Annotated in this window: 6 protein-coding genes; 1 reads left to right on the top strand and 5 read right to left on the bottom strand. The window is 47.9% G+C overall.

The annotated features are described in order from the left end of the window. Positions 1-220 precede the first annotated feature (220 nt). The 5 genes from EA408_00515 to EA408_00495 all read right to left on the bottom strand — a co-directional run bounded on the left by EA408_00515 (position 221) and on the right by EA408_00495 (position 4,872). On the bottom strand, positions 221-1,210 hold the full coding sequence (locus tag EA408_00515; GenBank protein ID TVR75323.1) for a lipopolysaccharide heptosyltransferase family protein: 990 nt from the start codon (positions 1,208-1,210) through the stop codon (positions 221-223). A 40-nt stretch (positions 1,211-1,250) separates the two neighbouring features. Beyond that, a complete protein-coding gene (locus tag EA408_00510; protein TVR75321.1) occupies positions 1,251-2,021 on the bottom strand; it encodes a hypothetical protein in 771 nt (256 codons plus the stop codon). Beyond that, entirely contained in the window at positions 2,018-2,275 is a 258-nt protein-coding gene (gene atpC, locus EA408_00505) for an ATP synthase F1 subunit epsilon (GenBank protein ID TVR75320.1), read from the bottom strand. The genes EA408_00510 and atpC overlap by 4 nt, the downstream gene beginning before the upstream one ends. Positions 2,276-2,286: 11 nt before the next feature. Continuing rightward, on the bottom strand, positions 2,287-3,795 hold the full coding sequence (locus EA408_00500) for a F0F1 ATP synthase subunit beta (GenBank protein ID TVR75319.1): 1,509 nt from the start codon (positions 3,793-3,795) through the stop codon (positions 2,287-2,289). Between the two features lie 102 nt (positions 3,796-3,897). After that, the gene (locus EA408_00495) at positions 3,898-4,872 is read right to left on the bottom strand and encodes a polyprenyl synthetase family protein (protein TVR75318.1); all 975 of its coding nucleotides are present in this window, start codon (positions 4,870-4,872) and stop codon (positions 3,898-3,900) included. Positions 4,873-5,028: 156 nt separating this feature from the next. Here EA408_00495 and EA408_00490 point away from each other — a divergent pair. Continuing rightward, positions 5,029-6,660, top strand: a 1,632-nt coding sequence (locus EA408_00490) for a Na/Pi cotransporter family protein (protein TVR75322.1), incomplete at its 3' end; no start/stop codon positions are given.

Genomic DNA, 6,660 nt, shown 5'->3' with positions numbered 1-6,660 from the left:
GTTAAGATTTACATCTGCCGCAGGAGGATTGCTGTGTTGACATTGCCCCGGGCAGGGTTTCATGTGTATAAAGTATAGTTAGCAAATTGTTCCACAATGTGTTACAAATTAGTGGTTAGGATATTTAGATTTTCAATTCCCATGGAACCCCCATGCTTTATTCATGTTATTTTGTCTGACGAAGTCTGATGCGGGTTTCATTCCGCGCGGCAGGGGGCCTTTATCCCCTGGTGTAAAGTTTTCTCACGTAGCGGGCAATCTCTCCTGTATCGTGGTCATTCATGCACCGGAAATGTTTTTTGGGGCATTTGCTGAACCCCCGTTTTGAGCAGGGCCTGCAGCTCAGTCCCCCCACCTCAAAAATGGCCGATTCACGGTTAGGCATGTAGGGGTACATGCCGAATGCAGGTACAGTGTTTCCCCAAACAGAGACGATCTTCTTTTTATGGGCTGCTGCTATATGCATCAGGCCACTGTCATGTGCTATAACCACGTCGGCCTGCCTTACCAGCGAGGCTGACTGGTTGATGGTGTATCTGCCGCATGCATTGAGCACCAGCTTACCGCACCCGGCGGCCACCGTTTCGCCTGTTGCAGCATCATTCCTGTCACCTGCCAGTATTACCGGGAGATTCAGTTCCCTGCAGACCTCGCATATTTTCTCTGCCGGCAGCTTCCTGGTATTATGGAGGGAGCCTATTGCAAAGAGTACGTAGCCGTTGTGAAACGGCTGGGGCAGGTCGGTTATCGCGACCTCTTCCTCAGGCGGGATGAAGTGATCGAGGCCTTTCCCGTCATTTACCACATCGAACAGCCTGAGAGTATCCAGGTACCTGTCCACCACATGCATGTCAGGCATCATGTTCCTCTTGAAATTTACCATCAGCCATTTCCTGGTATTGAGCTTATTGAACGAGAAGGTTATGGCGCCGATCCGCGATTTGAACAAGGCTGTTCTCAGGTTGTTCTGCAGGTCGATCACATAATGGAAACCTTCATTCCGGAGTTTGCTGGATGTTTTGAATGTCCCTTCGTAAATATGGATCCTGTCAATATAGGGGTTTGCTTTAACGACCGGAAAGAACCGCTCCTTTGTGAGAAAGTGCACTTCTGCTCCGTCAACCTGTTGCTTAAGGCACCTAATGACCGTTGAGGCCAAAACAATGTCGCCAGTTGAACTGAGCCGCACAACCAGGAACTTCACCGGCAGCTGCAACGGGTTGTCAATATGCATGTCCGGCTTATGAATATCACTGGACATATGTGCCGTTTTTTATGATATTGCCGCGGTTTTTGATTCTGTCAATAAAAAGCAGAACAGCAAGCCAGTATTCATTACTTGAGGGTTCCGCTTCCCAGAGGGCCCGGGCACCATGAACTCCCGCACCTTCCGCCGGAGAGAAGAAAGTCTTGAATTCATCGCCAATACCTGAAGCCAGCTCGGTCACATAAGGGAGTTCCGTTCGGGTTGCTGCAATGAATACGGGTTTTTGCAGACCGGCTATGGCTTCCTGTACCACTCCGGGTGGGCCCAGAAACTCTCCCGGACTGAATGCAAGGACTGCACCTGTCCGGTTTCTCTCCTTTGCAACCATCAGTGCCAGTGAGGCCGAGAAGGAACTGCCAAGGAGAATTACCGGGTTATCATTTTTCGCCTCAGCCCAGGAGACTGCTGCAACCATGTCTTTCACAGCATCATGTACACTGTTGCTGAAATTGCCGTCCCTCGCGGCCCTTGCCGTTTCATTCGCAACGAAATTAACCTCCCGCCCGTGCCTCAGATCAACTGCCAGTCCGTTATACCCCAGCAAATTGAATTTTGGAGCTACCTCCCTGAACTCACCCCTGCTTGACCCCGACTGGTGGAACATCAGTATCCAGGGCAGGGTATCGTTCACAAAGTAGCTGTCGGCCACTACGGCGAGTCCGTCGGCAGCATCCAGCACAATCTTTTGCTGGGCAAAAGACTCCCTGCCGCAAATAATGAAAAGAATAATAAACACAATACTTGTATACCTCACAATTCAGCAATTGAGACTTTTTCAGAAAGCACCATGATCTTGTTATTGTTAACTTCGATCATGCCTCCGTTTACCATGAAGAAGATATTGTCGCCCTGTTCGGTCTGAAGATTGATCTCTCCTGTTTCAAGAGTTGAGATAATGGGTGCATGGTTTATCAGTATTGTAAACGGTCCTTTGGAGCCAGGCACGGTAACGGATTTGACTCTGCCTGAAAATGCTGTTTTGTCTGGTGTCAGGATCTCAAGATACATGAGGTGGTTTATTATTTTGCCTCGGCCAGAAGGCGGTTACCCTTTTCAATGGCATCTTCTATGGTACCGACCATGTTAAAGGCAGCTTCCGGGTATTCATCCACCCTCCCTTCCATGATCATGTTGAAGCCTTTAATGATATCTTCAATGGAAACCAGAACGCCCGGAAGACCGGTAAACTGTTCGGCTACATGGAACGGTTGTGAAAGGAAGCGCTGGATCCGTCGTGCCCGGTGTACCACCAGTTTGTCCTCTTCCGACAATTCATCCATTCCGAGTATGGCGATAATATCCTGCAGTTCCTTGTATCGCTGCAGCAACTCCTTAACCCTCTGGGCAGTTTTGTAGTGCTCTTCACCCACGATCTCGGGTGTAAGTATACGGGAGGTGGAATCGAGCGGATCAACTGCAGGGTAAATGCCAAGTTCAGAGATTTTCCTGCTGAGCACTGTGGTTGCATCCAGGTGGGCGAATGTGGTTGCGGGAGCGGGGTCGGTAAGGTCGTCTGCAGGAACATAAATAGCCTGCACAGAGGTGATTGAACCTCTCTTGGTAGAGGTGATCCTTTCCTGCAACATGCCCATTTCAGAAGCCAGTGTCGGCTGGTATCCCACCGCTGAGGGCATGCGTCCCAAAAGGGCTGAAACCTCCGAACCGGCCTGGGTAAACCTGAATATATTGTCAACGAAAAACAGTATATCCCTTCCCCCGCCGGTACCGTCGCCATCACGAAAAGACTCGGCCACAGACAATCCGGAAAGGGCAACAGTCGACCTTGCACCGGGCGGTTCGTTCATCTGTCCGAAAACCAGTGTGGCCTGTGATTTGGATAATTCCTTCATATCAACCTTGCTCAGGTCCCAACCCCCTTCTTCCATGCTTTTGATGAATTCATCGCCGTACCTTATAACACCCGATTCAATCATCTCCCTCAACAGGTCATTACCTTCACGGGTGCGTTCTCCTACACCGGCAAATACCGACAGCCCTGAATATTTTTTTGCAATGTTGTTTATCAGCTCCATGATGATAACCGTTTTTCCAACCCCGGCACCGCCAAAAAGGCCGATCTTCCCTCCCTTGGAATAAGGCTCAAGCAGGTCAATAACCTTAATGCCTGTGAAGAGCACTTCTGTTTCGGTAGAAAGGTCGGCAAAGGCTGGGGGTTTACTGTGCACCGGAAAACCGCCTTTCTGATCAACCTCCTTCATGCCGTCAATTGCCGAGCCTACGACATTGAGCAACCTCCCCCTTATCTGTTCTCCAACCGGCATGGTTATAGGCCGGCCAAGGTTTTTCACCTTCATTCCCCGTCTAAGTCCGTCGGTCGAATCCATTGCAATCGCCCTTATGGTGTTTTCTCCTATATGCTGCTGACACTCAACGATCAGGTGCTGATCGTTATCCCTGTCAATCTGAAGAGCATCGTGGATGTTGGGAAGTTTTGATTCTTTTGATCCGAAACTGATATCTACCACCGGACCGATCACCTGTATTATTTCCCCTGTGTTATCAGGCATGATAATAAATATTTATTGGGTAAAAAGCAGTTGATTTTAAAATAACGAACTTAAAGCTTTTTTTGAAAATATTCACAACCGGCAGGTCCGATTATGAAAAAATCAGGACTTCCTGTCTGCCACCACATTCATTAATCCGATAAACTCTTCTGTTTTTGTTTTGTCTCCTCCTGCTTTATGAAGCATTTCAACAGCGTTGCTGAAATATTCTTCAATAGTTTCCCGTACATCCCCCTCCACTCCCAGGCTGTCAAATAACTCCCTGGCATACTGCACCTTCTTGTCGGGGTCGCTCTCGATCTCCATCAGGTTGATTATTTGGCCCTTTTTTGATTCACCTGCCCTCTCCAGTGCCCGGATCAGCAAAATTGTCTTTTTGTTCATTATGATATCGCCGCCCGGTTTCTTGCCGAAATCTTCGAAGCTGCCGTACAGGTCGAGCAGGTCATCCTGTAGCTGAAAGGCAAGTCCCAGGCTCAGTCCCGCTTCGTACATCAGGGCACCCTGGTTATCCGACGCACCGGCGGTAATGGCGCCTATCTCCATTGCTGCAGCTATCAGCACCGATGTTTTCAGTTTGATCATCTCCATGTAATCAACCTCAGATACATTCTTCAATTTTTCAAAGTTGATATCCATCTGCTGTCCCTCGCATACCTCAAGCGCTGTTTTATTGAATATGCGAAGCAGTTTTGGCAGTTTATCCGCCCCGGTTGCAGATATAAGTTCAAAAGAGAGCACCACCAGGGCATCGCCTGAAAGTATCGCCGTGTTTGTATCCCACTTTTTGTGGACGGTTGGCCTGCCCCTTCTGGTATCGGCCCTGTCCATAATATCATCGTGCATCAGTGTGAAATTATGGAACAGCTCCAGTGCAAGGGCCGGACCAACGCAGGGGGTTATATCTTTGCCGAACATCCTGCCTGCCATCAGAGATATGACCGGTCTTATCCGCTTTCCCCCGTTTGACATGATGTAATGTACAGGCTCGTAAAGCTCAGCCGGTTGCCGGCCCGGGAAGTTCATCTTCTCTATTTCGCGATCAATTGTTTTTCTGAGTTCTTCTGTTATTTCCATTACCGCTAGTTTTAAAATAATATCAATTCCTGCAAAAACGGAAGAATTTACAGGCTTTGACCAGCGCCCGGCATCTAAGGTAATAAAAATATATGGGGATTCTTTTTTTTTATATTAGATAATAATCTCTTATTTTTGGGCTGCAATTAAATGGCAATGCAATATACCCTTATTGATTTTCTTGCCCTGCTCGGGTCACTCGGGTTCTTCCTTTTCGGGATGAAATCCATGAGCGAGGCTTTGCAGAAGGTAGCCGGCGACAAACTGCGGGGTATACTGGCAGCCATGACATCCAGCCGGGTAAAGGGTATATTCACGGGCTTCATGATCACTGCCCTCGTTCAGTCGTCCACTGCCACGACAGTTATGCTGGTCAGCTTTGTCAACGCGGGACTGATCAATCTTATCCAGGCCATCGGTATAGTAATGGGGGCTAATATCGGCACAACCGTTACCGCCTGGCTTATATCGCTGCTGGGGTTTAAGTTCAGTATCAGTTTTATCAGCCTGCCGCTTATCGGACTTAGTTTTCCTTTCCTCTTTTCAAAAAATAAAAAGAGGAAATCAATCGCAGAACTGGTCATCGGCTTTGCAATGGTATTTCTTGGCCTTGATTTCCTGAAAGAGTCGCTTCCCAGTATTGAACAGCACCCCGAGATACTCAGTTTCCTCTCCTCTTATACCGAAATGGGATTGTGGTCAGTGCTCCTGTTCCTCTCCATCGGAACACTCCTCACCTTTATTATACAGAGCTCGAGTGCAACAATGGCCCTGACACTTGTAATGTGCAACAACGGCTGGATATCATTCGATATGGCTGCGGCAATGGTGCTTGGTGAGAATATAGGCACTACCATAACGGCAAACATAGCTGCCATGGTGGCCAACGTGTCGGCCAAGCGCACGGCACGGGCCCACCTGATCTTTAACCTTATCGGGGTTATCTGGGTACTGCTTGTATTCAGGTTCTTTATCGGCCGCATTGATTATTTTCTTGTCAGTGCCGGAATGGTATCGCCTTTTGAATCTGCCCTGGGCATCCCGGTGGCTCTCTCAATTTTCCATACGGTGTTCAATGTTATGAACACCTTGTTCCTATTTGGTTTTGCTCCCCTGATAGCGAAGTTTGTAACCCGCCTTGTCCCTCTCAGGGAAGAGGATGAAGAGGAGTTCAGGCTTAAGTATATTAACACAGGTATACTTTCAACGGCAGAGCTTTCACTTTTTCAGGCCAAGAAAGAGATATCCGTATATGCGGTCAGGACAAAAAAAATGACGGGGTATACCAGGTCGTTGTTCAATTCAAAGAAGGAGAATGATGTGGAGCATTATTTTGGAAAGGTTGAAAAATACGAGGAAATAAGTGACCGTATGGAAGTTGAGATAGCCACATACCTTACCAAGGTATCGGGCGGCCATCTCAGTCCCCAGGGCTCGCAACGGCTTCAGACCATGCTCAAACTGATAGATAACATTGAGAGCATCGGCGATTCATGCCAGAACGTTGCCAGAGCCATATACCGGAAAAAGCAGAAGAAAATAGTATTCCCGCAGGCACTGCGAGACAATGTCAACAAAATGTTCGATCATATTGAAAAAGCCCTGGATATCATGATTGAGAACCTGGATGAAGACTATCACAATGTCAGGGTTGACAGTGCCATTGAGATGGAATACAAGATCAACAAGTTACGCAACAAGCTTAAAAAGGAACATATCAAGAAGCTGAAAGAGAAGGATTACAAGTATGATGCCGGGGTTATATACAATGACATTATTTCACATTGC

The sequence above is a fragment of the Marinilabiliales bacterium genome (assembly GCA_007695015.1).
In the GTDB taxonomy this organism is placed as follows: domain Bacteria; phylum Bacteroidota; class Bacteroidia; order Bacteroidales; family PUMT01; genus PXAP01.
Note: the sequence above shows the minus strand (reverse complement) of the source record. Positions and strands in the feature narration are given on the sequence as shown.

Coding starts and splice junctions, on each gene's coding strand:
- atpC (TVR75320.1), bottom strand. CDS start 2,275: ATGTATCTTGAGATCCTGACACCAGACAAAACAGCATTTTCAGGCAGA.
- EA408_00500 (TVR75319.1), bottom strand. CDS start 3,795: ATGCCTGATAACACAGGGGAAATAATACAGGTGATCGGTCCGGTGGTA.
- EA408_00495 (TVR75318.1), bottom strand. CDS start 4,872: ATGGAAATAACAGAAGAACTCAGAAAAACAATTGATCGCGAAATAGAG.